This is a genomic window from Luteibacter sp. KNZ12-1A, assembly GCF_056755675.1.
Genome location: NZ_JBPGXU010000010.1, coordinates 17,764 through 38,606, shown reverse-complemented (window position 1 = coordinate 38,606; position 20,843 = coordinate 17,764). Strand labels below are relative to the sequence as shown.

Below are 20,843 nucleotides of genomic sequence, written 5' to 3'. Positions count from 1 at the left end.
CGACCCGTCAGCGCGCGAGGCCCACGTCGTGCAGGAAGGCCAGCGAATCGGCGAGTACCCGTGCGGCCGCGGGGGAACGCTCCGGTGAGGCGAGCACGTGCGCGGCATGATCGTAGGCCACCAGCCTGCGTCGCGATGGCGCGGTCCCCAGCCACGCGAACGCCTCGCGCATCGCCGCCACCGACGTGAGCGTATCCCGGTCGCCTTCGCCGCCGTCCCATATGCCGAAGAACACCGGACAAACGATGGAACCCAGCCGCTCCGGTCGCATCCACTCGATGAAGAGCCGCGCGATGGCGCGATAGCCATCGGAATGGACCACCGACGACCAGTAGCGTCGCTGGAACGGCGACCTCTCCCCCGGTGGCACCACGGCGCCTTGCAGCAAGAGCGCCGCGCGCAACTGCTCGGGATCGTGCACGCGGATACCCGGCGACCACGCCACCACGGCCGCGACGGCGTCGGGGCGGCGCACCGCCAGGTCGAGGGCGAGCGACGCACCCATCGATGTGCAGACGAGCACGATCTTCTCGCCCAGACGCAGGCCGATCGCCAACGCCGCATCGGCGTCCTCGCGCCAGCGTTCCGGCGAAGCACCAGCCATGGCGCCGGGTTCGTCCGTGCCGTGTCCCGTGAAGCGATTGAGGAAGAGGTGGGCCGCACAGGCCCGGGCGATCGCACGATGCGCCGGCGCACCCTCCGCCTGGCTGGCGGTGAAACCGTGCAGGTATACGACCGAGAGCGGCTGGCGCTCGTGCGGCACGCCGGCACCAAACACGATGCGTGCTTCGTTGTCGGGCTTGATACCCGCTATATGGCGTTCCCTTTGATCGATGTCGCTGGCCAGCTCATCGAGGATCGTCACGCGTCGGCCGCCACGCGCGCCTGCTGTCGCTGGATTTCCACGAAGCGCCGTACCGACCGGCCCAGCGCGTCGACCTCGGCGACGGCCGCACGCATGTCGCCGCCGGCGTCGACGATCACGGCGATGTCGTCGCACACGCGGCTGGCGCCGGGTACACCCAGGTTACCCAACACGTTGCGCAAGGCATGCACCGCCTCGGACGCCGCGGCGATATCGTGCGAGGCGATCGCGGCGGAAAGCGCATCCAGGTGATGTCCGGTGGTATGGGCGCAGAGATCGACGAAGTTGGCGAACTCGTCCTGGCTGCTGAGCGCGCGCATCTCATCCAGGGGGCTCCCGGTGTGACCCCGCCCTTCCGTTGGCGAGTCGATCACCGGTTGCCAATGCCGCACGGCATGTTCGAGTTCGCGCTCCTCCGCGACGGCTTCGATCACATCGAGAAGGCGTTGCGCCGCGATCGGTTTCGTCAGGTAGGCGCGCGCGCCCGCCCTGAAGGCGATGCGCACGGCGTCGTGGCTGGAATCCGCGCTGAGCATCACGATGGGCGGCACGCTGCCTGTGCGCCGGGCGACTTCGATGCGGCCAAGCACGTCCCAGCCGGAACTGCCGGGCATGTGCAGGTCCATGAAGATCAGGTCGATGCCCTTGTTGGCCAGGCGCGACAGGGCTTCGTCGCCGCTGGCACTGAACACGGGCAGGTGACCGGCACGTTCCAGGATACGCCCCACGATCTCGCGATTGGCGGCATTGTCGTCCACCACCAGGCAGCGCAGCGGCGTGACCCGCGCCTTGTGATCGTCGAGCAAGTCCGTCAGTGGCGTGTCGGCGACGCTGCGGGCCCCGGCGGCCGCGCGAGGCAAGGTGAAGCGCCAGCTGAAGACCGAGCCACCCATGGGGTTGTCGCCCACGTCGAGGCTGCCCTGCATTTGCTCCGAGACGTTGCGCACGATGTAGAGGCCCAGTCCGACCCCCTCCTGGCGCCGGCTTTCGCCTGCGCTCAATTGGTGGAAGGGATCGAAGATCCGCTGCTTGTCGCTGTCGGCGATGCCGATGCCGGTATCGGTCACGGTGCAGACGATGGTCGGATCGCGACCCGCCATGCTTTCCAGCAGTTCCACGCGCACGTCGACCGAGCCTCCCGGCGGCGTGAACTTCAGTGCATTGGAGGCAAGGTTGGACAGCACCTGCTCGATGCGCCCCGGATCGCCCGCGAACACGCCCTCGACCGAGGCGTCCCGCGACAGGCTGAAGGCGATCCGTTTCTCGGCGGCATAAGGACGGCAAACGGCGCCCACCGTGGCCAACACCTCGTCGAAGGCGAAGGCCTGGTGACGAAGGTTGAAGCTGCCACCGGCGAAGGACGCGACATCCAGCACGGCGTTCACCCGGTGCAGCAAGGCATTGGCATTGGTGGAAAGCAGGGCCACCAGGCGGCGCTGGTCGTCGTTCATGGCCGAGGTGTCGAGCAACGAGGCGGCATGTATCACCGTACCCAGCGGCGTGCGCATCTCGTGGCTCATCATCGAGATGAAGCGGTGCTGTGCCTCGCGCGAGGCGATGGCTTCCGCCGACACCTCGCGCAGTGCGTCCATCATGCGGTAGAGCGTCATCGGGAGCACGATCACCAGCGCCAGGGCATATAACGCATAGGCCGGACGGGCGATCCAGAAGCCGTCCGGCGCCACCGCGGCCAGGATGGCCACCGACGCGGCGACGCTGGCGACGAAGGCCCAGCGGCTGTAACGCACGCCCAAGGCCACGGAGAGGAAGGGCAACACCGGGGTCAGCGTGATGAGCAACATGAACGCCGACTTGAGCAGGACGGCGACCATGGCGAAGTTGGCGACACCGCCGACGGCGTCGATCGCCACGTTCTGGCGCAGCGAGCCCGCCCGGACGCCGAGCATCCAGAAGGTACTGAGCACGAACAGGGCGGCCGCGACGGGGACCACACGATGGGCCTCGACCGCCATGGGAGCGGGGCCCTGGAGCCATGCGGCGGACCAGATGACGACGAAGCCGAGCACCACCGTGCGCATCAGCGAGACGTGGTACTCACGAAAGCTCGCCACGATGCGATCGATACGCGGGTTATGCAACCGCTCGGCGACCTCACTGAGCATCACCGGTTCGGCGCGCTTGCCGCTACCGCCATCGATCTTCATGCTCGATTGGTCCACCTCCCCCAATAGCCGCCTAGTCTATGAACTCTGTCGCCGCTGGCAAGTGCGGCGTGGGATTCACTTTCGTGAAAACGTTTCCAGCCGCACTACGCGGGCTTTCGGGCGGCCGCTGCCTTCTTCGCCGCTGCGCGCTTCCGGACCGGTTTCCCCAGTTCGACCCACACCGGGGCGTGATCGCTGGCCTTCGGCAGATCGCGAACCCAGCGGTCGACATTGGCGTCCTTGAGCCGCTTGGCCAGGTCCGGCGACAGCAGCAGATGGTCGATGCGCAGCCCCCTGTCGCGTGGCCAGTGCTGGCGAAAATAATCCCAGAACGTGTAGATGCGTTCGTCCGGGTGGATAGCGCGCAGGGCATCCGTCCAGCCCTGTGCCAGCAACCGCGCATAGGCCTCACGGCTTTCCGGCTGTAACAGGGCGTCCCGGCGCCAGCCCTTCGGATCGTAGATGTCCTCGTCGGTGGGCACGACGTTGTAGTCGCCCGCCAGCACCACGGGTTGTCCGCTGCCTAGCAGCCCCTTGGCATGGCGGATGAAACGCTCGAACCACGCCAGCTTGTACTCGAACTTCGGGCCTGGCCACGGATTCCCGTTAGGGAGATAGAGGCAGCCGACCAGGACACCGTGCGCCGCCGCCTCGAGGTAACGGCTCTGCGTGTCCTTTTCATCGCCCGGCAGGCCCCGGCGGCTTTCCACCGGGTCCACTCCCTTCGCCAGGACCGCCACCCCATTCCATGAGGCCTGGCCGGCCCAGAGCGCTCCGTACTCCGCATCGTTGATCGCCTCGATGGGAAATCCCGTGTCCACCGCCTTCAATTCCTGCAGGCAGGCGATATCGGGCGATTCCCTCTTGAGCCATTCGATCAAGTGGGGGAGCCGGGAGCGAATGCCGTTGACGTTGTAGGTCGCGATCTTCATTCGCCGGAATGTCGGTCAGGCCGGGTGGATGACGGGTGATGGCCGGCCGGACGGACGACCGCAAAAACTTGGCACGAGATTTGCCTCGATCCAAACCCGTGGCCCTCAGCCTGTACAGGAAGGGACTCCCCGAGGGGTCCCCGCGTAAATTTTTACGGCGCCCGCCGACACCGCATAGGCACGTTTCCGGCAAGCTCCTTCGAACGCATAAAACTCCACAAATCCCCATAGTTACTTCGTTTTCTGCTGCGCCGCCACATCGCGTTTGGACGGCTGGACGGCTATCCCGGCGTGTCTTTCGGCCGCTGGACAACGCAGCCGGCGTGCTGTAAACCGTCGGCTTGACCCATTTGGATCGAGGCAAATGGGGAGCACAGCGATGGAGCGCGGGAGGGGTCTTCGAGGCTCCATATCTCAGCGCCGGGCGGGGGCCCGGCGCCGCGGTCCCGTGTTGCCGTCTTTTTCTGGGGCATCACTTTTCGGGGAAGGCATGAAGAAGCAGTTTCTCTCTCGCAGGAGCGCACTCGCACTGGCGGTATGTACCTGCCTGGGTGGCGTTTCGAGCGTTTACGCGCAGTCCACCACCGGCGCCATCAACGGCTCCGTCCCGGCGGGTGGCAATGAAACCATCGTGATCGAAAGTGGCACCGGCTTCCGCCGCGAAGTGCCAGTGGACGAGCGTGGCCGCTATTCCATCGCACAGTTGCCCCTGGGTACCTACACCGTGAGCCTCGTTCGCGACGGCACCACCGTCGATACCCGGAAAGACGTGGCCCTGCGTGTCGGCGCCAGCACGGACGTTTCCTTCAACGCGCCTCCGGCGACGGCAGGCAGCGCCAGCGATGCCACCAGTCTCCAGGGCGTGACCGTCACCGGTACCGCATTACCCAACATCGACGTCACTTCGGTGGACTCGCGCACCGTCATCACCTCGGAGCAACTTGCAAAGCTGCCGCTAGCCCGCACGGCCGAAGCAATCGCCAGGCTTGCGCCCGGCGTGGTCAACAATGGTGGCGGATTCACCAGCGATACCGGCCGCTCCGTCGCCAGCTTCGGCGGTGCCGCAGCCAACGAGAACGCGTATTACATCAACGGTTTCAACACCACCGACCCGCTCAACGCCGTCGGCGGCCTGCAACTCCCCTACGGGGCGATCGACCAGCAAGAGGTGTACACCGGCGGTTATAGCGCACAGTATGGCCGCTCCGATGGCGGCGTGATCAGCCAGGTCGGCAAACGCGGCACCAACGAGTGGCACTTCGGTGCGCAGCTTCTCTGGGAGCCCGCCTGGGCGCGTGCCAGCAACGACGACCTGCACTATGCACGCGTACCTTCATCGGCCCCAGCGGGAAATCTTTACCAGCCGAAGAGCCAGAACGATCGCTGGACCACCACGGTCAGTGCATACGCCGGAGGTCCGCTGATCAAGGACAAGCTGTTCTTCTTCGTGGCAGGCGAGTTCGAGAAACAGGGCCAACGTAACGTCAACTCCGTCGGCAGCAACACGCCTTCGTCCACCAACGACTATAAGTCGCCTCGCTGGTACGCCAAGCTCGACTGGAACATCAACGACAGCAACATCCTCGAGCTGACCAGCGCGGGCGACAAGCGCGAAGGTTCGGGCACGCGTTACAACTACGACTATGTCAACCTCAACCGCACCAGCACCATCGGCCCGGTGGACGACACCAAGACCGGTGGCGACCTGTGGGTGGCCAAGTACACGAGCTACATCACCGACAACCTGACGGTGAGCGCCATGTACGGCAAGATGAACACGAAGAACTACGACCAGCCGGGCAACTATGATCCCACCCTGGTGCGTGTCGACAGTTCGCAGAACCAGAATCCGGCGCTCAACGGCGGCTCCGCGATTCGCAACAACCAGGTCGACGATATCAGCGCGCCAGGCCGGGGCAACAAGGCTACCAATTTCCGCTTCGACGTCGCCTACACGCTGGGCGATCACACGATTTCCGTGGGTATCGACAACGTGAAGTCGAAGGCCGTGGAATTCGGCACGCACAGCCCCGGCCCCGGCTACACCTGGAACTACGGACAGCAGGACGATCCGACGCAGCCGATCTCGGATGCGCCCGGCATCAACTTCGTTCCCGGTACCGCCGGCTTCGCGAACGGCGCGGAAGGCTATTACGTCAGCCGTAACGTCGTGGACAACCTGGTCAATGTCCGGTCGGACCAGAAAGCGCAGTACATCGAGGACAAATGGCAGATAAGCGATACATGGCTGCTCTCCATCGGCCTGCGCAACGACCAGTTCACCGATTACAACCAGTTCGGCCAGGAATTCATCACGCAGACCAAGCCGCAGTGGGCGCCACGCCTGGGCGCGTCGTGGGACGTCAACGGCGACGGTTCGTTCAAGGTATTCGCCAATGCCGGCCGCTATTACCTGGGCCTGCCACTCAACCCTGCCACGGGCGCGGCTGCCGGGTATACCTCCACCCAGCAGTACTACACGTACTCGGGCATCGATTCGACTGGCGCGCCCACGGGACTCACCCAGATCAGCGCCCCTGTATCGGCAAACAATTCGTATGGCATACCGCCCGACCCGCGTACCGTCGCCGGCAAGAACCTGAAGGCAGAGCACCAGGATGAATTCATCCTCGGCTTCGACAAGTCCTTCGGCGATCACTGGGTGTACGGTGCCAAGGCCACCCAGCGCATCCTGCGCAGCGCCATCGACGACTTCTGCGACGTCGCGCTCGTGACCGACAAGGCGGAGGCACTTGGATACACCGTCGGCTCGACCAACAGTTGCTACCTGGTCAATGGCGGCGCGTCCAACACCTTCACGCTGCTCGACCCGAACGGCAACGCGTTCGAAGTACCGCTCAGCCGCAAGGAAATTGGTTTCCCCGCACTGAAGCGTCGCTACTACAGCCTCGAAACATTCATCGAGCACAGCTTCGACGGTGTGTGGTACGGCAAGCTCGACTACGTGTTCTCGCGCAGCTACGGCAATACCGAGGGCCAGGCACGCACCGACACCCGCCAGAGCGGCGCAGCCGGCAGCGTCGACTGGGACAACAAGTACGTCATGGAGTATTCGAACGGCCCACAGGGCAACGACCACACGCACGTCGTCAAGGCGTACGGTTACTGGCAGTTCCTGCCGGAATGGCAGCTGTCGGGCAACCTGCAGGCCATTTCCGGAGCCCCCGAAGTCTGTACCGGCTACTACGGCCCGAACCACACCGATCCGGTGTCTTACGGCAGTTCGTACCGCTGGTGCAATGGACAGCCTTCGCCCCCGGGTAGCCACGGCCGCCTGCCCTGGACATTCCAGCTCGATCTCGGCGTGACCTATCGTCCATCCTGGGGTGGCCAGAAGCTCGCCTTCTCGGCCAACGTCTTCAATGTGCTGAACCAGCAACGGGCGACGTTCCGTTATCCGGCCAGCGAAGGTCCGGCGAACACGCTCAACACGATCTATCGCGTACCGCTCTACACCCAGGATCCGCGCTACGGCCGCCTCGCGGTGACCTACGACTTCTAAGCGAAGAAACCCAGATCCCTGTGTGACACTTGCGCCCCTCTACGGAAACCGGACTCTCCCCTGCCGCTTTCCGTAGACCGGGCGCCCTTTTTTTATTATCGAGCCTCGCCCGAGGCCGCCACGACCATCTCGATGTAGCCGAGTATCTCGTTCACCGGGATCTCGAAGATGCCCGCGTCGCCATTGTCGTAGGCCTGGCGCCAGACGCCGTATCCATCGCGCCAGCTTTCGTCCGCGTCGGCCTCGCCTGCCAAGGCGAGCAGGCTCGCATCCAGCGTGGCCCGGGACACGGCGGCGTGGTTCATGGCCCGCTGCATGCCCCCCGGCACCCGGTGGTTGCGCAGCTTCACGTCCAGGATCGACACGTGGAAAACCTCGCCGTCTTCCGGCTCATGGTCGATGTGGCGGATCGCCACGCGCGACGCCTCCTCGCCGGTACGGGTGCGGTAGGTCCAGGACTGGCCCGCGGCATAGTCGGGTTTGGGCACCGGGTTTTCTCCTGCTGGGCGGCCCCGCATCTTAGACCAGGGCGCGTTCAGGCGCCCGCAGGGCGGCCCCTGCCGGTTTGATTTAAACTTACGCTCCATGGGCGCGCACCTACGCGGGTGCGACGCCATGCGCGAGGCAGCGCGGCCCACGGGCCGCTTCCCCAGCCGATCCCCAGGCTACGCGCACGGCGCGATGGCCCGTCCCTTTCGTTTTTCGAGGTTCAAGCAACCATGGTGGCACTGGCGACCGAGCACGTCATCGACGTGCACCACTGGAATGACAGTCTTTTCAGTTTCCGTACCACCCGCGATCCCGGCTTCCGGTTCGAGAGCGGGCATTTCGTGATGATCGGGCTGGAAGTCGATGGCCGGCCACTGATGCGCGCCTATTCGATCGCTAGCGCGCATTACGAGGAGCACCTGGAGTTCTTCAGCATCAAGGTGCAGGACGGCCCACTCACGTCCAGGCTCCAGCACCTGAAGCCGGGCGATCCCATCATCGTCAGCCGCAAGCCGACCGGTACCCTGGTCCTCAACGACCTCAAGCCGGGCAAGCGGCTCTACCTGCTGGGTACCGGCACCGGCCTGGCCCCCTTCCTCTCGATCATCCGCGATCCGGAGACCTACGAGCGCTTCGATAAGATCGTGCTCGCCCATGGCGTTCGCCACGTGGACGACCTCGCTTACTCCACCTATATCGAGAACGAGCTGCCGAACCACGAGTACCTGGGCGACCTGGTGCGCGAGAAGCTCGTCTACTACCCCACGGTGACCCGCGAGGAATTCCGCAATCGTGGCCGCATCACGGACGCCATCGCCGACGGCGAACTGGCGCGCGCCACCGGCCTGCCCCAGCTGAATCCCGCGGAGGATCGCGTGATGCTCTGTGGCAGCCCGTCGATGCTGGAGGATATCTGCGTCCTGCTGGACGGCGAGGGCTTCCAGGCGTCGCCGCGCACGCGCGAGCCGGGCGACTATGTGATCGAGCGGGCGTTCGTCGAGAAATAAGGGCGTGCCGCAGCTTCAACGGCGAATGCGGCCCTGCCCTTCGTTATCCCAGTAACCGAAGATCCGTCGCGCGATCAGCTTGTAGAGACGCTTTCCCGTAGCTCGCCACAACCGGGAATGCGCCGCCGGTCGAGCCAGCATCGCGTGTTGCCGCACCGAAAGGCGTTCCGCCGCATAGGTGCGCTTGTGCTTGAGCAGGTGACGCAGGTCTTCCCGGGCCAGCAAGCGGAACAGCGGGCCGCGCCGCCCCCGGGTCCAGGCGATCTGGAAATCCACCAGGCCCGGCGAGCCGTCCTCGCGGACGAGCCAGTTCGGCTCCTTGGCCAGGTCGTTATGGACGATGCCCCGGCGGTGCAGCACGGCGAGCAGGCGCAGCGCATCGCGGTAATAGGCCGCGTCGAGCGGCTTGCCCAGCTGCATCGGCTGTCCGGCCATGTAGCTGCGTTCCAGCACGCGGCCGTTCCAGGCGAGCAGGCGCGGCACGCCGTCGATGCCGTCCAGGCGGGTCAACGCACGCGCCTCGCGAGCGGCGGCGCGGCGGGCGAACCAGCGGGCCCACCAGCGGGCGGCACCGATGTCTCGACGGATCAGCAGCATGCCGTCGCGTTCCACGCGTTCGATGCGGCCAAGCTCATCGGCCTTGAGCAGGGTGACGGACTCCGTCATCACGGTATGCACGCTGGTCCTTCGGTTCGTTGACGCGCTCTCCGCTAACGAGGAGCTACGGTAAGATGCGATCCTCGCAGGGAGAGACGCAACATGCTGGTGCGACACATCCTGTCGCTGGTCTTCGCCACGGCCGGGCTCGTGGCCTGCCGCGACGGCGCCGACCGGACGAACGACGGGGATACGCCACCGCCCGCAAAGGCGAACGTGGCCAAGGATACCCAATCCGGAAGGGAGGGCCTGTACACGATGGAACTGAAACTCCCGGAGTTGCCGCCAAAAGCGGCACCGTTGCGCGGCGCCATCGACCGCTACGTGGAGCGGCAAAAGCGGTCTTTCCTCGCCAGTCTGGACGCGCCGGGTGCCAAGGCCCGCGCGCGGGAACTGCCTTGGGACCTGAACCTGGACATCGCCGTGGCCGCGCGCACCGACCGTTTCATCAACGTGCAAGTCGATGGCTCGGCCTTCACCGGTGGCGCCCATCCCGCGCCGATCGTCGACAGTTTCACCTACGATCTGGATGACCAGCGGGTGGTCGGGATCGACGACCTGTTCGCCGATCCGCATGCGGCGGAAAATGCCTTCGCGGCGGAAGCGCGCCGGCAACTGCTCACGGCGCTGGACGACCAGGACGAGCCGTTGGCCTCCGACAGCGAGCAAATCGATGAAGGCACCGCGCCGGGCAAGGATCACTACCGGGTGTTCAGCCTGCTCACCGGGCCGGACGACAAGGTGCACGGCCTGACCTTCATCTTTCCTCCTTACCAGGTGGCTTCCTACGCCGCGGGCCCCCAGGCGGTCGACGTTCCCAGCGAGTCGTTCTCGGCATACCTGAAGCCGGAGTACCGAGAGGCGTTCCGTTGATGGAGGCCGCCCTTTACCTGCTTGCCGCCGCGTTGATCGTCGGTGGCGTGGTGGGTGCGGTCCTGCCCGTGCTACCCGGCATCCCCATGATCTTCGGCGGCATCTGGCTGGCCGCCGCCGTGGACGAGTACCGCCACCTCGGCTGGGGCTGGCTGGTGGCGATCGGCATCGTCGGCGCGGTCGGCATCGCGCTCGATTTCGTCTCGGCGTCGCTCGGCGCGAAACGGATCGGAGCCAGCCCGCGCGCCTTGTGGGGCGCGGGCATCGGGACCACCGTGGGGATGTTTTTCGGCATCCCCGGCTTATTGATCGGGCCCTTCGCCGGCGCGGTGATCGGCGAGCTATGGTCGGGAACCAGCATCCTCCGCTCGGCCCACGTGGGCATCGGCACCTGGATCGGCATGCTGGTGGGCATCCTCGCCAAGGTGGTGATCTCCTTCCTCATGATCGGCATGGCCGGGCTCGCACTGCTCTTCAGCTGATCGGCCATCAGGCACATTGGCGCGCGCCGTCCGCAGAAGCTAGTCTCGCCGGACTTCACTGGGGAGATACGCATGTTCCGACGACTCATCCTCGCCACTGCCGTGACCTTCGCCATCGGCGGCCTGCACGCGGAAACGGCGCAACCCGCCTGGATCGCCCGCAGCAACGCCGACGCGCAGGCGCTGCTCGATGTCACCGCCCGCTTCAGTCCCGAATCCGCCACCGACATCGGCCTCAAGGGTTTCGATGAAAAGACGATGGACCTGGGGCCCGACGTCGACAAGCGCCAGCGCGCCGCGCTGGTCGACGTACGCGCGAAGGTGAACAAGCGCCTCGCCGAGGAGAAGGACCCCAATGTGAAGCAGGATCTTCAGATTCTGCTCAAACAGATCGACGGCAACATCAAGGGCATCGACCTCAACGACAAGTACCTTCTGCCATGGTTCGACGCCGGGCAGATCGTCTTCAGCGGTGAGTTCTCCTTGCTCAACGCCGAAAGCACGCCGGAACAGAACAAGGCCGCCCTCGGACGCCTGAAGTGCTACGTCGGCATGACCGCCGGCTGCACGGCCCTGGTCGACCAAGCGCGTGCCCGTACCACGGAGAAACTGGGCGACAAGGCCCTGCTCGGCCCCGTGAAGGCTGACATCGAGCAGAAACTGGGCAACACGCAACGCTATGTCGACGGCATCCGCAAGCTGTTCGCGGAGAAGAAGATCGCCGGCTCCGACGAGGCGATGGCCAAGCTGGACCAGCAGTTGAAGGACTACAACGCCTGGGTGAAGAAGGTGGTGCTTCCGCATGCGCGCACGGATTTCCGCCTGCCCGAACCGCTGTACGCGTACAACCTCGAACAGGTCGGCCTCGACATCTCGCCGCACGACCTGATCGACCGCGCCCAGCTGGAGTTCATGGAAACGACCTACGCGCTGCAGATGCTCGCGCCCGTCGTCGCGAAGGCGGAAGGCCTGCCCAACGGCGATTACCGCGATGTGCTCAAGGCGTTGAAGAAGAAGCAGCTCGCGAAGGACAAGGTCGAGCCCACGTATCACGACGTCATCGGCAAAATCGAAGAGACCATCCGCCAGCAGCGCATCGTCGAACTGCCGAAGCGCCAGATGGCCATGCGCCTCGCTTCCGAAGCCGAGAACGCGCGCACGCCGGCGCCGCATATGGACCCGCCGCCTTTCGTCGGCAACACCGGTCAACGCGGCACCTTCGTGCTCACCACGGGCAACCCGCCGGCCGACGGCGACAAGACGCAGATGTACGACGACTTCACCTTCGAAGCCGCGGCATGGACGCTCACCGCGCATGAAGGGCGTCCCGGGCACGAACTGCAATTCGCGGCGATGGTCGAGCAAGGCGTGTCGTTGACCCGCAGCCTGTTCGCCTTCAACAGCGTGAACGTGGAAGGCTGGGCGCTATACGCCGAAGCGGAAATGATGCCGTACGAGCCACCCGCGGGGCAGTTCATCGCGTTGCAGTTCCGCCTGCTGCGTGCGGCCCGCGCCTTCCTCGACCCGATGCTCAACCTCGGCATGATCGACCGCGACAGGGCACGCGAGATCCTCGTGCACGACGTGGGCTTGTCCGAGCCGATGGCGCGGCAGGAACTGGATCGCTACACGCTCAACTCGCCAGGCCAGGCCACCGCGTATTTCTATGGCTACACGCGCATCCTGCAGCTGCGCGCGGAAACGCAGACCAAGCTGGGCGATCGCTTCGACCGCAAGGCGTTCAACGATTTCCTGATCGCCCAGGGCCTGCTGCCCCCGGACCTGCTGGCTGAGGCCGTGCGCACGCGCTTCATTCCGGAGCAGGAGAAGAAAGCCAAGAAGAGCTGAGCCTTCGAACCGTGTGGGAGCCGGCCCGGAAAGCATCGCCGACAGGGTCGGCTCCCACCGGGGCTATCGCCGGCAGGATCGGCTCCCGCCAGCCATCGTCCGCCTGGTGGGAGCCGATCTTATCGGCGATCCCGCGGCAGCGGGCCAGGTTACGGGGCAAGCCCCCATCGCCGCTGAAGCGGCTCCCACACAAACCTGAAGTAGCCCTCAAGCAGAAAGGAAGTGGCCCTCACGCAGAAAGCAGCTCCCACACATACGTCGGGATCAACCTTGCGACGGCGCGCCGGGGATCACGTAGAACAACACCGCCAGGTAATGCAGCACGCTGCCGGCGAGCACGAAGAAATGCCAGATGGCATGGTGATACGGCAGCTTCCGCGCCATGTAGAACGGGACGCCGGCGGTATACGCGAGCCCACCGCCGAACAGCAAGAGGAGCCCGCCCGTCGGCACGTTGTCGCGCAACGGCTCGATCGCCACCACCGCCACCCAACCCATGGCGACGTACATCACCACCGCGGCCTTCCGATACCGCTTCAGCAAGCCCAGCTCCGCCGCGCTGCCGATGATCGCCAGCGCCCAGATCGTGCCAAACAGGCTCCATCCCCACGCGCCCGGCAGCGCCAGCAGGGTGAACGGCGTATAGGTGCCGGCGATGAGCAGGAAGATCGCGATGTGGTCGAGCGTGCGCAGGACGCGCTTGGCCATGACGCCCGGGATCGAGTGGTAGAGCGTCGAGGCGGTATAGAGCAGGATGAGGGTGGTGCCGAATACCGAACTCGCCACCACCGCGCGCGCGCCGCCATGCATGGCGGAAAAAGCCACCAGTACGGCGAGGCCCGCGATGCTCAGGACGAGCCCGATACCGTGGATCACGCTGCTGGCGACTTCTTCGGCGTAGGGGTAGCGGGGCTGTGCGCTGTCGATAACCATGGCTGTTCCGCTGATGTGGTCTGTACCGGTCGAGGGTAACCGATGCGACGCCCCGGTAGAGGCGCAGCGGTCATTGACCGCGGCACGCTCTCCGTTGTTCCATGGGCCATGACCTACGAACTGCTCGCGCATATCGGCCGGCTGCCCCCCCAGGGCTCGGGCTTGCGTGCCGCGCTGGCCATGGCCTCGCGGCTCGGCGCGCGCCTGGACGCCCTGTACGTGGTGGACCTTCCGGCGGCGGCATTCACCGTGCCCGAGGCCGTGCCCATGCAACTGGACGCCGTGCGCCAGCGGTCGACGGACGCACGGGCGGTGGCCGGCGATTGGGCCGCCCTGCTCGCCTCACACCATCTCCACGGGAACTGGCGTGTCGGCAACGGCGATACGGTCACCCTGCTCGCGCATGCCTCGGCGGGCTACGACCTCATCGTCATGGAGCGCTCCTCCACGATGCGCGGCGACGCACCGGTAGGCTTCGGCGTCGTCTCGCGAACCGTCTTCGCGTCCAGCCGCGGCGTCCTCGTGGTGCCGGAGGCATCACCGGTCGCGACCCTGGGCGAGCACGTGCTGGTGGCGTGGAGTGGCAGCCGCGAGTCCGCGCTGGCCGTGCGTTCCTCGCTTCCGTTGCTACGCAAGGCGACGAGGGTGACCGTCATCGACGGCAGCCGCGACGAAGACATCGGCACATGCGCCCTGCCCGATACCGATATCTGCGGCTGGCTGGACACGCATGGAGTGAAGGCGGAAGTCCGGCGGCTCGACGAGGCGGCACTCGCCGCTCCCGGCCCGGCCTTGCTGGACATCGCTCACGCGGAACAGGCCGACCTCATCGTCATGGGAGCCTGGGGCCGTTCGCGACTATCGGAAATGGTACTGGGCGGCACCACGCGCTTCCTTTTCATGCAATCGGACGTGCCGATGCTCGTCGCGCACTAGCCCGCATGTCGGTCACCGCTGACGGAATAGCCGTCCGGACGGCCCTATTGCAAATTCTTTCGAAGCCAGCCTAACCTGCCATCGGACCTGAACACGATCCCCGCCGGTCCCCACCGGCCGTGTTCCCGACCGCGCATCACCTTCCCCCACGTTGCAGGAGGTGGCTCATGTCGTTCGCTCGTCCGCAATTCTCCACCGGAGTGCATCCGGATACCGTCCGTATCGTGGCCATGAGTGCCGCGATCGCCCTCAACGCCGCCGCGCTGATCGCCGTGATGCGGCCGATGGTGGCGACGATATCGTTCGCGCCATCCTCGGCACCGACGATTCGTCTTATCGATCATCCCGCGGAACCGAAAGTCGTTCCCCCGCCACCGATCGACCTGAAGCCCTTGCCGGCGAAACGGGTAGAACAGCCCCACGCCCGACCCACGCCGGTGCGGGTGCCGCCAGCCACGGCACAACCTGTCCCGACCGATGAAGGCAGCGCGCAGGTGACGCCACCGGCGGCGTTGGACATCACGCCGGTCACCGTGCCCGCCACTCCGTCGGCTCCGGTGGAAGCCACCCTGGCCTACGTGTCGGCGCCGGCTCCTGCCTACCCCCGCGTGGCGATGGCGGGCCACATGCAGGGCACCGTGACGCTGCGTGTCCTGGTCGACGAGGCAGGCAAGCCTGTCGACGTGATCGTGGAGAACAGCAGCGGGCATCCCGTGCTCGACAAGGCGGCACGCGAACAGGTCCTGGCGCGCTGGCGATTCCAGCCGGCAAAGGCGAACGGTCAGCCGGTGCGCGCCTGGGCGCGAATCCCGGTGACCTTCAACCTCCGCGACATCTAGGGCGGCTCAGCGCGGCATCACCACGACATCGGGCTTGCGCGTGGCGCGGGCGATCGCCCAGACGATGAGGGCCAGCAAGGCCACCGGCAGGAGGACCGGCAGCAAGGCGAGGGCGACCACCGGCGCCATGGCCAGCATCACCACGCCGCCGACCACGGCACCGAGGATGCTGCCGACGATGCTGAACACGCCACCGATGATGCCGAAAACCACCTTCAGGACGATCCCGACAAAGGCGAAGACCAGCCAGAAGGCGACGGCAAGGACGACGAGCGAAGTGAGGACGATCATGGCGTTTGCTCCGAGGACAGGTGGCCGCCCACGGGGCGGTCAGGGCTTGGATGCGGCCTCCGGGCAAAGAGTTTAAGCGGATCGCGAAAGACGGAGGTTACGACCGTTTAACGGCCCACATGCTCCACTTCCCGCCAGTTGATTTAGCGGGCAGCCCGTCCATGGGTAAGCGTTCTTCCATCATCAGGACCTTGCGGGACATCGCGTTCGACCTCTCGGACGCCGAGCATCCGGACCTCGCCTCGATGGGGCGGGAGATCGGTAGTGTCCTCCACGGTCGCAGCGCCGACCTGGCCGCCATGCTGGGTCCCCTGCGCGAGCGCCGGCGCGGCTTCGAGCGCTGGATGCTCGCCGAGCGCGCGCGTCCGCCGGTCAGCATGCTGGTCATGGCGTGGCCTCCGGGCTATGCCACGCCGGTGCACGACCACGGTGGACTATGGGGCCTGGAAGCTACGATCGCCGGCGCGCTCGAGGTGGAATCCTTCATCAAGGACGACACCGATCATTCGCTGCGCAGCAGCGGCCGCACCTGGCTCGGTCCAGGCGATGCCACCTGGTTCGACGCCACGGAAAGCCAGACGCACCGCTGCCGCAATTTGTCGCGGCACGACACGGCGCTCACGCTTCACGTGTACGGTGGCGATCTGGCACAGTATCTCGCGTACGAGCAGCCCGGTCCCTCCGGACACTGGATCGCACGACCGAGGCAATCGATCATCGCGGGACGCCTGACGGCCTGACGGTCTCACGGCCCTCCACCCCAGCCATCGGGCGAAGGACCCATACATGTTTCATAAAGTCGCCATCATCGGCGGTGGCGCAGCAGCGGCGACGCTGGTGAGCGAATTGCTGGAGCGGCGCACGCAGCGCCCGCTTCACCTCGACTGGTATACGGGCGGCCGGGAGGCCGGCCGCGGTGTCGCCTATGGCACGCCGTCGGAACGGCACCTGCTCAATGTGCGCGCCGCCTCGATGGGCATGTTCGTCAGCAAGCCCGGCGGTTTCCTGGAGTACGCCCAGGCCCTGGACCCTTCGGTGAAGGGCTCGGACTTCCTGCCGCGCCGGATGTACGGCGATTTCCTGCAGTCGCGCGTCGAGGACGCCGTGAAGAACGCGGGTTCGTTCGGCCACGACGTGAACGTGTTGCCGTTCGCCGCGGAATCCGTGGTGCCCTCGGCTCACGGCGTCACCATCGGCTATGGGGATGGAGAGACGCAGGCCGAGGCGGCCGTGCTGGCCATCGGTTCGCTCCCGCCGCGCCCGTTGCCGGGCGTGGAAGACGCCGCGATCGCGAGCGGGCGCTATATCACCGACCCCTGGCCGTTCCTGGTTTCCGCCGGGAGCGACGATCGCCCCTTGCGCGTCCTGGTCATCGGTCTGGGCCTTACCGCCGTCGACGTCCTGCTGGAGCTGTCCGCTCGCTGGCCGAACGCGCATTTCGACGCGCTGTCACGCCACGGCAAGCTGCCTGAGCCGCACCTCGCCGCCGCTTCCGCCCCCAACGACGATGGCGGAGAACTGATCGAGTCGATGCGCGACGACGTCAACATCCGCGTCTGGCTGCGCCGCCTGCGCGAGACGACCGCCAGCGCCGAAGACTGGCGCACCGTGATCGACGGCATGCGCCCGCATACGCAATCGCTATGGCACGACCTGCCGCGGGCCGAGCGGGCGCGTTTCCTTCGTCATGCCCGCTGGGCATGGGAGCGCGCACGCCATCGCATGCCGCCCCAGGTCGCCGCCACCATCGCCAAGCTTGAGGCGGAGGGCCGTTTCACCCGTGGCCGCGGGCGCATGCGCTCCGTGCAGCTGTCGGACGATGGCTCGCTCGCGGTGGTGCATGGATTGCCGGGTGGGGGCGATTCCACCGACTCCTACGACATCGTCATCCAGACGGTGGGACTCAACACCGACACGCAGCGCACCGAACACCACCTGGTGCGCCAGTTGGTGCTCGATGGCCTGGTCACCCCCGATCCGCTCGGACTCGGCTTCTCCGCCCTGCCCGACGGCCACCTGCTCGACGGCGACGGCAAGCCGCGCCCGAACCTCTTCGCGATCGGCAGCCTTCTGCGTGGCGCCCTCTGGGAATCCACGGCGATTCCCGAGATCCGCAAGCAGGCCCAGAGCCTGGCCAACATGCTGCTGGCCGAGAAGATGGAGCGCGTCGCCTCCCGATAACGGCGGGAGGTCAGGCGCACCCCGCGGCGAGGGATACGGCGCGCCGTTCGAGCGCGACGCTGGCCATCGTGGCCAGCAAGCCCGCCACCGTGACCGCGGCGCCGGCCAGGCTCACCACCGGCATGGCGTAGCCCGCGGCCAGCACGGCACCGCCCAGCCATGCACCGCCCGCATTGCCGAGATTGAACGCGGCGATGTTGAGCGTCGAGGCGAGGTTGGGCGCGTCGCCCGCCACGTGCACCACGCGCGATTGCAACGGCGCCACGGTGGCGAAGGCCGCGATGCCCCAGACGAAGACGGTGACGACCGCCGCCACGGCCGAATGCATCGTCCAGGCGAAGATCACCAGCAGCGAGGTCAGCAGCACCAGGATGCCCATCAGCGACGGCATCAGCTTCCAGTCCGCAAGCCGCCCACCCAGGATGTTGCCGATCGTGGTGCCGAGGCCGAACAGCACCAGCACGGCACCGGTCCAGTGCGGATCGATGTGCGACTGCTCCTGCAGGATCGGTGCGATGTAGGTGAAGACCGTGAATACGCCACCGAAGCCCAGCACGGTCATGCCCAGCGCAAGCAGCACCTGCGGCTCACGCAGCACGCGCAGTTCCCGGCCCATGTGCGGCGCCTTCAGGTGGGGCAAGGCCGGCACGAACCGCGCGACAGCCAGCGACGCGGCCACGCCCAATCCGGTCACCGCCCAGAAGGTCGCCCGCCAACCAGCCCATTGGCCGAGGAAGGTACCGAACGGCACGCCCAACACGTTGGCCAGGGTGAGTCCGGCGAACATGAGGGATATCGCACGCGCGCGCTGGTTGGCCGGCACGAGATGTGCGGCCACGATGGCGCCGATGCCGAAGAACGATCCATGGCAGAACGCCGCCACCACGCGTGCCACCATCAGCACGTCGTAATTCGGCGCGATGGCGCACAACAGGTTGCCGAGGATGAACAGGCCCATCAGCAGGAGCAGCGCACGCTTGCGCTCCAGCTTGGCGGTCAGCGCCGCGAGCAGGGGCGCGCCCACCGCCACGCCCAGGGCATAGCCCGAAACGAGCATGCCGGCCGAGGGGATGCTTACCCGGAGATCGGCGGCCACCTCAGGCAGCAGGCCCATGATGACGAACTCGGTGGTTCCGATCGCGAAGGCCGCCACGGCCAGGGCCAGCAAGGGCAGACGGGACGAAGGACGATTCATAGGATAGGCTCGATGGAAAGCGATAACGTGCATTCTCCCGCCCCGGCCCCTATGCAAATACTCCTCCTGGCGCCAAACACTGTTGCCGAAAACTTGAGAGTGGAGACCGCCCGCGCATGATCGCCACCCTGGTCGCCATTGCGGCGCTCTGCCTGCACGTCGCCGGCGTGTTCGCCGCCATGCACGCGGTGATGCACACCCGGACGGCGCAAGGCGCGTTCGCCTGGGTGCTCGGACTGGTGCTCCTGCCCTACGTCACCCTGGTGCCATACCTGTTCCTGGGCGCGAGCCACTTCGGCGGCTACGTGGACCTGCACCGGCAGCGCCAGGCACGCTTCTTCATGCTCCACGAGGAAGCCGCGCATCCCGCGCGGCCCGGCGTGCTGCCGCAAGCCGCGCCTATCCACGACATCCGGTACGACGCCATCGGAAAGATGCTGAATACCTCCATGCACGGTGGCAACGCGCTATTCCTGCATGTCGACGGCGAGGCGACCTTCGCCGCCATGTTCGCCGCCATCGCCCGAGCGGAGCGTTACGTGCTCCTGCAGTTCTTCATCATCCATGACGACGTACTGGGCCGCCGGCTGAGCGACGCGCTGCTGGAGCGTGCGGCCGCGGGCGTGGAGGTATGCGTGCTGTACGACAGCATCGGCAGCCATGCGCTTCCCGACAGCTACGTGGAACGCTTGCGCGCCGGCGGCGTGCACGTGCACCGCTTCGCCACGCGGCGCTGGCGGAACCGTTTCCAGCTGAATTTTCGCAATCACCGCAAGGTACTCGTCGTGGACGGCGTCCGTGGCTTCGTCGGCGGCCTCAATGCGGGCGACGAATACCTCGGCGCGAAGCCACCGCTATCTCCCTGGCGCGACACGCACATGGAGATCGAGGGTCCCGCGGTGGCCGACCTGCAACGCGTGTTCGCCGAGGACTGGTACTGGGTCACCGGCGAACGTCCGCCATCGTCGCCGCCACCGGAGCGATGCGGCCGCGCGGCGAGCCTCATCGTCGCCACCGGCCCGGCCGACCGCCAGGAGAGTTGCTCGCTGTTCTTCACGCAGGCCATCCATGCCGCAAGAAAACGCGTATGGATCACCACGCCGTATTTCGTGCCCGACCAGGCCGTGTTCGGCGCATTGCGCCTGGCCGTCTTCCGTGGCGTGGACGTGCGCATCCTCATTCCTTGCCGGCCCGACCATCGCACGGTCTTCATGGCCTCCACGCTCTATGCGCACGAGGCGACCCTGGCGGGCGTTCGCATGTTCCGTTACCAGCCGGGCTTCGTGCACCAGAAGGTGATGCTCATCGATGACGACACCGCGGTGGTCGGCAGCATGAACCTGGACAACCGCAGCTTCCGGCTGAACTTCGAGATCGCCGCACTGAACGTGGACGAGGCTTTCGCCACCGAGGTGGAGGCCATGCTGGCAATGGACTTCGCCAACAGCGAGGAAGTGAATCAGAACGACTACCGGCGCTTGTCGTACTTCCGCCGCGTGGCGCTGCATGTCGCCCGCCTGTTCGATCCCATCCTGTAGTTCTCTTCCCGCATTCCCGGAAAAAGCCCTGTTGGCGCCTACCCTGGTGGGAGCCGATCTTGTCGGCGATCCCGCGGCAGCGGGCCAGG

17 protein-coding genes and 1 pseudogene are annotated in these 20,843 nt (G+C 66.2%); 10 read left to right on the top strand and 8 right to left on the bottom strand.

The features are described from left to right. Positions 1-7: 7 nt before the first annotated feature. From ACR9ZJ_RS04195 to xth, 3 genes and pseudogenes are all read right to left on the bottom strand, one after another. A complete protein-coding gene (locus tag ACR9ZJ_RS04195) occupies positions 8-865 on the bottom strand; it encodes an alpha/beta hydrolase (protein WP_481286966.1) in 858 nt (285 codons plus the stop codon). Then, positions 862-3,030 carry an ATP-binding response regulator gene (locus ACR9ZJ_RS04190; RefSeq protein ID WP_481286965.1) on the bottom strand — a complete coding sequence of 723 codons (2,169 nt, stop codon included), beginning with the start codon at positions 3,028-3,030 and terminating at the stop codon, positions 862-864. The genes ACR9ZJ_RS04195 and ACR9ZJ_RS04190 overlap by 4 nt, the downstream gene beginning before the upstream one ends. Positions 3,031-3,137: 107 nt before the next feature. Further along, positions 3,138-3,962: pseudogene (gene xth, locus ACR9ZJ_RS04185) on the bottom strand (exodeoxyribonuclease III); the annotation flags it as partial. A gap of 490 nt (positions 3,963-4,452) precedes the next feature. Between xth and ACR9ZJ_RS04180 the strand changes: the two are divergent. Beyond that, positions 4,453-7,485 (top strand): outer membrane beta-barrel protein, encoded by a 3,033-nt coding sequence (locus tag ACR9ZJ_RS04180; RefSeq protein WP_481281438.1) that lies wholly within the window; start codon positions 4,453-4,455, stop codon positions 7,483-7,485. 95 nt (positions 7,486-7,580) lie between these two features. Here the strand turns inward: ACR9ZJ_RS04180 and ACR9ZJ_RS04175 are convergent, their stop codons facing one another. Continuing rightward, positions 7,581-7,973, bottom strand: a complete 393-nt coding sequence (locus ACR9ZJ_RS04175; protein WP_481281439.1) for a hypothetical protein — start codon at positions 7,971-7,973, stop codon at positions 7,581-7,583. 231 nt (positions 7,974-8,204) lie between these two features. Here ACR9ZJ_RS04175 and ACR9ZJ_RS04170 point away from each other — a divergent pair, with 231 nt between their 5' ends. Continuing rightward, entirely contained in the window at positions 8,205-8,981 is a 777-nt protein-coding gene (locus ACR9ZJ_RS04170) for a ferredoxin--NADP reductase (protein WP_426286784.1), read from the top strand. Positions 8,982-8,996: 15 nt separating this feature from the next. Here ACR9ZJ_RS04170 and ACR9ZJ_RS04165 read toward each other — a convergent pair whose 3' ends face one another. Beyond that, positions 8,997-9,647, bottom strand: a complete 651-nt coding sequence (locus ACR9ZJ_RS04165) for a protein kinase family protein (protein WP_481286992.1) — start codon at positions 9,645-9,647, stop codon at positions 8,997-8,999. Positions 9,648-9,740: 93 nt separating this feature from the next. Here ACR9ZJ_RS04165 and ACR9ZJ_RS04160 point away from each other — a divergent pair, with 93 nt between their 5' ends. The 3 genes from ACR9ZJ_RS04160 (at position 9,741) to ACR9ZJ_RS04150 (ending at position 12,841) form a co-directional block, all read left to right on the top strand. Then, complete coding sequence (locus tag ACR9ZJ_RS04160; RefSeq protein ID WP_481281440.1) at positions 9,741-10,511, top strand: DUF3298 and DUF4163 domain-containing protein; 771 nt, start codon at positions 9,741-9,743, stop codon at positions 10,509-10,511. Further along, positions 10,511-10,993 carry a DUF456 domain-containing protein gene (locus ACR9ZJ_RS04155; protein WP_481286964.1) on the top strand — a complete coding sequence of 161 codons (483 nt, stop codon included), beginning with the start codon at positions 10,511-10,513 and terminating at the stop codon, positions 10,991-10,993. The genes ACR9ZJ_RS04160 and ACR9ZJ_RS04155 overlap by 1 nt, the downstream gene beginning before the upstream one ends. A 72-nt stretch (positions 10,994-11,065) precedes the next feature. Beyond that, complete coding sequence (locus ACR9ZJ_RS04150; protein WP_481281442.1) at positions 11,066-12,841, top strand: DUF885 domain-containing protein; 1,776 nt, start codon at positions 11,066-11,068, stop codon at positions 12,839-12,841. 264 nt (positions 12,842-13,105) lie between these two features. Here ACR9ZJ_RS04150 and trhA read toward each other — a convergent pair whose 3' ends face one another. After that, positions 13,106-13,774, bottom strand: a complete 669-nt coding sequence (trhA, locus tag ACR9ZJ_RS04145; RefSeq protein WP_481281443.1) for a PAQR family membrane homeostasis protein TrhA — start codon at positions 13,772-13,774, stop codon at positions 13,106-13,108. A 108-nt stretch (positions 13,775-13,882) separates the two neighbouring features. On the opposite strand from trhA, the gene ACR9ZJ_RS04140 reads away from it, so the two are divergent. Together ACR9ZJ_RS04140 and ACR9ZJ_RS04135 are read left to right on the top strand one after the other, a co-directional pair. Then, the gene (locus ACR9ZJ_RS04140) at positions 13,883-14,710 is read left to right on the top strand and encodes a universal stress protein (protein ID WP_481286963.1); all 828 of its coding nucleotides are present in this window, start codon (positions 13,883-13,885) and stop codon (positions 14,708-14,710) included. Between the two features lie 167 nt (positions 14,711-14,877). Then, on the top strand, positions 14,878-15,549 hold the full coding sequence (locus ACR9ZJ_RS04135; RefSeq protein WP_481286962.1) for an energy transducer TonB: 672 nt from the start codon (positions 14,878-14,880) through the stop codon (positions 15,547-15,549). Between the two features lie 6 nt (positions 15,550-15,555). On the opposite strand, the gene ACR9ZJ_RS04130 is transcribed toward ACR9ZJ_RS04135, so the two are convergent. After that, a complete protein-coding gene (locus ACR9ZJ_RS04130; protein WP_481281446.1) occupies positions 15,556-15,840 on the bottom strand; it encodes a hypothetical protein in 285 nt (94 codons plus the stop codon). Positions 15,841-16,001: 161 nt separating this feature from the next. On the opposite strand from ACR9ZJ_RS04130, the gene ACR9ZJ_RS04125 reads away from it, so the two are divergent. Next, positions 16,002-16,580, top strand: a complete 579-nt coding sequence (locus ACR9ZJ_RS04125) for a cysteine dioxygenase (protein WP_481281447.1) — start codon at positions 16,002-16,004, stop codon at positions 16,578-16,580. Between the two features lie 46 nt (positions 16,581-16,626). Continuing rightward, complete coding sequence (locus tag ACR9ZJ_RS04120; RefSeq protein WP_481286961.1) at positions 16,627-18,021, top strand: FAD/NAD(P)-binding protein; 1,395 nt, start codon at positions 16,627-16,629, stop codon at positions 18,019-18,021. A 10-nt stretch (positions 18,022-18,031) separates the two neighbouring features. On the opposite strand, the gene ACR9ZJ_RS04115 is transcribed toward ACR9ZJ_RS04120, so the two are convergent. Then, positions 18,032-19,216, bottom strand: a complete 1,185-nt coding sequence (locus tag ACR9ZJ_RS04115; protein WP_481286960.1) for an MFS transporter — start codon at positions 19,214-19,216, stop codon at positions 18,032-18,034. A 116-nt stretch (positions 19,217-19,332) separates the two neighbouring features. On the opposite strand from ACR9ZJ_RS04115, the gene cls reads away from it, so the two are divergent. Continuing rightward, complete coding sequence (gene cls, locus ACR9ZJ_RS04110) at positions 19,333-20,754, top strand: cardiolipin synthase (protein ID WP_481281450.1); 1,422 nt, start codon at positions 19,333-19,335, stop codon at positions 20,752-20,754. Positions 20,755-20,843 lie beyond the last annotated feature (89 nt).

Excerpts from the sequence above, each read along its gene's own strand:
- ACR9ZJ_RS04180 (WP_481281438.1), top strand. The coding sequence starts at position 4,453 with ATGAAGAAGCAGTTTCTCTCTCGCAGGAGCGCACTCGCACTGGCGGTA.
- trhA (WP_481281443.1), bottom strand. The coding sequence starts at position 13,774 with ATGGTTATCGACAGCGCACAGCCCCGCTACCCCTACGCCGAAGAAGTC.
- ACR9ZJ_RS04150 (WP_481281442.1), top strand. The coding sequence starts at position 11,066 with ATGTTCCGACGACTCATCCTCGCCACTGCCGTGACCTTCGCCATCGGC.
- ACR9ZJ_RS04115 (WP_481286960.1), bottom strand. The coding sequence starts at position 19,216 with ATGAATCGTCCTTCGTCCCGTCTGCCCTTGCTGGCCCTGGCCGTGGCG.
- ACR9ZJ_RS04125 (WP_481281447.1), top strand. The coding sequence starts at position 16,002 with ATGGGTAAGCGTTCTTCCATCATCAGGACCTTGCGGGACATCGCGTTC.
- ACR9ZJ_RS04155 (WP_481286964.1), top strand. The coding sequence starts at position 10,511 with ATGGAGGCCGCCCTTTACCTGCTTGCCGCCGCGTTGATCGTCGGTGGC.
- ACR9ZJ_RS04130 (WP_481281446.1), bottom strand. The coding sequence starts at position 15,840 with ATGATCGTCCTCACTTCGCTCGTCGTCCTTGCCGTCGCCTTCTGGCTG.
- ACR9ZJ_RS04165 (WP_481286992.1), bottom strand. The coding sequence starts at position 9,647 with ATGACGGAGTCCGTCACCCTGCTCAAGGCCGATGAGCTTGGCCGCATC.
- ACR9ZJ_RS04190 (WP_481286965.1), bottom strand. The coding sequence starts at position 3,030 with ATGAAGATCGATGGCGGTAGCGGCAAGCGCGCCGAACCGGTGATGCTC.
- cls (WP_481281450.1), top strand. The coding sequence starts at position 19,333 with ATGATCGCCACCCTGGTCGCCATTGCGGCGCTCTGCCTGCACGTCGCC.
- ACR9ZJ_RS04160 (WP_481281440.1), top strand. The coding sequence starts at position 9,741 with ATGCTGGTGCGACACATCCTGTCGCTGGTCTTCGCCACGGCCGGGCTC.
- ACR9ZJ_RS04120 (WP_481286961.1), top strand. The coding sequence starts at position 16,627 with ATGTTTCATAAAGTCGCCATCATCGGCGGTGGCGCAGCAGCGGCGACG.
- ACR9ZJ_RS04140 (WP_481286963.1), top strand. The coding sequence starts at position 13,883 with ATGACCTACGAACTGCTCGCGCATATCGGCCGGCTGCCCCCCCAGGGC.
- ACR9ZJ_RS04135 (WP_481286962.1), top strand. The coding sequence starts at position 14,878 with ATGTCGTTCGCTCGTCCGCAATTCTCCACCGGAGTGCATCCGGATACC.
- ACR9ZJ_RS04170 (WP_426286784.1), top strand. The coding sequence starts at position 8,205 with ATGGTGGCACTGGCGACCGAGCACGTCATCGACGTGCACCACTGGAAT.